Origin of the sequence: Chitinophaga sp. (genome assembly GCF_035564935.1) — a bacterium.
Lineage (GTDB): Bacteria > Bacteroidota > Bacteroidia > Chitinophagales > Chitinophagaceae > Chitinophaga.
Genome location: NZ_DATMTE010000086.1, coordinates 1 through 3,552, shown reverse-complemented (window position 1 = coordinate 3,552; position 3,552 = coordinate 1). Strand labels below are relative to the sequence as shown.

Below are 3,552 nucleotides of genomic sequence, written 5' to 3'. Positions count from 1 at the left end.
GCCCCTATATATCAATCTCCCGAATTTGAACATCAAGCACAGTATCCTGTGGGCACTTCTTCATAATCAGCATAGTATTACGGGTGGAAGCAGTTAGTATTTTCTCCTTCTTTTAAAATATCTGCACGATTCAATCGTCATCTATAGAGAACACATACTTAACATATCTATTTATATAAATAAATGGCAAAAAGACTCCCGCTGATTATTCTGCTCTGGCTCGGTGCCGATCTGTATTTTTATCAGGCTATACAAACGCTCGTAAATTCCAGTGCGCTGCTATGGTGTTATTGGCTCATCGATTTGCTGCTGATAAGTGGCATAGTTGCCGTAATTTTTGGACGACGTGGCTCACGCTCACAGCAAACATTAATTGCCTGGCTGATGGGACTGATGCTGCTGGCTTTTATTCCCCGTTTATTTTCGCTACCTTTTTTAATTATTGAAGATATTGCCAGGGTGTTTCGCGGGTTTCCGCCGAGAACATTTTGGGTAAGCGAGCTAACTTTGGTCACAGCTGCTATACTGTTCCTCATTGTGTTGTTCGGCATTACACGCGGGAGACACTTTTACCGTGTAAGACGTGAAACAATCTATTTCCCGGATTTGCCTGAAGCTTTTGATGGTTTTACTATAACACAAATAACAGACATTCATTCCGGTAGCTTTACCAACGCTGCCGGAGTAAAAAAGGGATTGGACCTGGTCAATGCACAAGGCAGTGATGTTATTTTGTTTACTGGTGACCTGGTTAATAACCAGGCATCAGAAATGACCAGGTGGATACCTGCCTTTGCAGCGTTGAAAGCACCGATGGGAAAGTTCTCGGTGCTGGGGAACCATGATTATGGTGATTACATTCAATGGGAAACGCCCGGGGCCAAAGCAGCCAATCTGACCCGGCTAAAACAGGTACACGCTGAAATTGGTTTTCGGTTATTGCTCGATGAAGCCATCTCTCTTCAAAAAGATGGACAGTCCATTACCCTGTTAGGTGTAGAAAACTGGGGCAAGGGTGGCTTCCATCAATACGGGGATTTAAAGAAAGCGGCTGTTGGCGTTCCTGATAACGCTTTTAAGGTGCTGATGTCACATGATCCCTCGCATTGGGAAGGCGTAACGCTCGAGCATCATCAGCACATTCATCTTACATTATCAGGGCATACACATGGCATGCAGTTCGGCATCGAGTTGTTTGGTTTTAAGTGGAGCCCTATCAAGTACGTTTACAAACAATGGGTTGGACTTTATCAGAACAAAGGGCGTTTTCTGTATGTCAACCGCGGGTTCGGCTTTCTGGGTCTGAAAGGTAGAATTGGTATGTGGCCGGAGGTGGCGGTGATTACTTTAAAGCGTAAATCAATATCAACTGACCAAACAGTTGAGGTATAATGTTACGATGCTCTATTGAAATTTACCTTATCCTGATTTGAAATTTGCAGGCTGCGGCGGAATAAATAAAAAATAAAGCCTGCGACCAGCGCAGGCTTTGAAAGTTATTTGTGACCCCCCTGGGGCTCGAACCCAGGACCTACTGATTAAGAGTCAGTAGCTCTAACCAACTGAGCTAGGGAGTCTTTCCACCGTCTTTGTTAAAAAACGTGAGCGCAAATTTAACGGATCTTCTGAATATTTGTGTACTTTATTTAATTAAATTTGAGAAGAAGGTCGAAATGTGGATAAATATCCATTATGTTGATAATCTAACCGTTAGCTCATTATAAATTTTTTTTCATGCAAGAAGCGTATATAGTTGCCGGCTACCGCACTGCGGTGGGAAAATCCAAAAGAGGGGGATTTCGCTTTTACAGGCCGGATGACCTGGCTGTAGATGTTATCACCGGGTTGCTGAAATCCTTGCCCCAGCTGGATCCTAAGCGGGTCGACGATCTGATTGTAGGAAATGCGGTGCCCGAGGCAGAACAGGGTTTACAGATTGGCCGTATGATTTCTGTAAGGGCTTTGGGTATTGATGTGCCGGGAATGACGGTGAACCGTTACTGCGCTTCCGGCCTGGAAACAATCGCTATTGCCACCGCCAAAATACAAACCGGGATGGCCGATTGTATTATTGCCGGAGGTACCGAAAGTATGAGCCTGGTGCCGGTAGCGGGTTGGAAAACAGTACCCAACTATACGGTGGCCAGCACTAATCCTGATTATTATATCGGTATGGGACTCACCGCTGAAGCAGTGGCTAATGAATTTAAGGTAAGCCGCCAGGACCAGGATGAGTTCTCTTATAAATCACATCAAAAAGCGTTGAACGCTATTCAGAACGGCTATTTCAAACCGGGCATATTACCCGTTTCTGTGGAAGAAGTATATGTAGATGAAAAAGGCAAAAAGCAAAAACGTTCCTATGTAGTTGATACGGATGAAGGCCCGCGTGCAGACACTTCGCTGGAAGCGCTGGCAAAGCTGAAGCCTGTTTTCGCTGCCGGTGGGTCCGTTACAGCAGGTAATTCTTCCCAAACTTCCGATGGCGCCGCTTTCGTAGTAGTAATGAGCGAGCGGATGGTGAATGAGCTGGGATTGAAGCCTATAGGGCGTTTGGTGGGATGTGTTTCCGCAGGGGTGCATCCCCGGATCATGGGAGTAGGGCCTGTAGCTGCAGTTCCAAAAGTGTTACAACGTACCGGTAAATCATTGCAGGATATCGACCTGGTAGAACTGAACGAAGCTTTTGCTTCACAGTCTATTGCCGTTATCCGTGAACTGGGCATCAATCCGGACATCGTAAATATCAATGGCGGTGCCATTGCCTTAGGCCATCCGCTGGGATGTACAGGCGCCAAATTAACTGTACAGTTACTGGGCGATTTAAAAAGATTAAATAAGAAGTATGGCATTGTTACCGCCTGTGTGGGCGGGGGACAAGGCATTGCAGGTATCATTGAAAATATCAACTGATAATACCGGTCAACTCACCTTAATACTAAAAAAGGAGCCATTGGCTCCTTTCTTTTTATGTTTCTTTCAGTTCCAGCGTACGTAGATATTGATATACCGGTGGTGGAAGCCTGGTACCGTCCACAAACGTGATACAGTGTGGATCTGCAGTAGAACGAAGATCAATCCCGAATTGTGCGATCATTCTCTCAAAAAAGAAATCACGTATTCCTTTCGATCTCCCATTCTCATATGTAATAAAGCAGGCGCGCGATACCCCCAGCATATTAGCCATATCCTGTTGGGTTAGTTTTAGCGATTTACGGATTATCCCGATAACGCGGTGATTATATAATAACATTAGTTGGGTTTAAAAATGTTACAAAAATGTGCCACTGTAATAATTATTGACTATATTTGTATTATAATGTGTAAATGATTGATCTTAATAGTGTTGAATTGATACGGGCGACAAATTTTTGAGAAATAGATTTTCATTTTGAGCATAGCATGCCGTTACCGGAACACCGGTAAAAAAGTAATCGGGATGCAATCACATTAATAGTTGGTGCTAACAACTATTGGAATAATCAGATGAAGAAGAATGGAAAAGAAGGGTGGGGGAAACTGGTTCAAGTACTAACCGGCACATCGCCGGAT

Annotated in this window: 3 protein-coding genes and 1 tRNA gene; 2 read left to right on the top strand and 2 right to left on the bottom strand. The window is 44.3% G+C overall.

Going from position 1 to position 3,552, the window contains the following annotated elements; genetic code table 11:
* The first annotated feature begins 183 nt into the window (after window positions 1–183).
* Window positions 184–1,392, top strand: coding sequence for a metallophosphoesterase (locus VN105_RS02445; RefSeq protein ID WP_325637572.1), 1,209 nt, complete (start codon window positions 184–186; stop codon window positions 1,390–1,392).
* Window positions 1,393–1,503: 111 nt separating this feature from the next.
* Here the strand turns inward: VN105_RS02445 and VN105_RS02440 are convergent.
* Window positions 1,504–1,577, bottom strand: a tRNA-Lys gene (locus VN105_RS02440).
* 157 nt (window positions 1,578–1,734) lie between these two features.
* Between VN105_RS02440 and VN105_RS02435 the strand changes: the two genes are divergently transcribed.
* Entirely contained in the window at window positions 1,735–2,913 is a 1,179-nt protein-coding gene (locus VN105_RS02435) for an acetyl-CoA C-acyltransferase (protein WP_325637570.1), read from the top strand.
* A 55-nt stretch (window positions 2,914–2,968) separates the two neighbouring features.
* On the opposite strand, the gene VN105_RS02430 is transcribed toward VN105_RS02435, so the two are convergent.
* Window positions 2,969–3,253 carry a helix-turn-helix transcriptional regulator gene (locus VN105_RS02430; protein ID WP_325637569.1) on the bottom strand — a complete coding sequence of 95 codons (285 nt, stop codon included), beginning with the start codon at window positions 3,251–3,253 and terminating at the stop codon, window positions 2,969–2,971.
* Window positions 3,254–3,552: the final 299 nt, after the last annotated feature.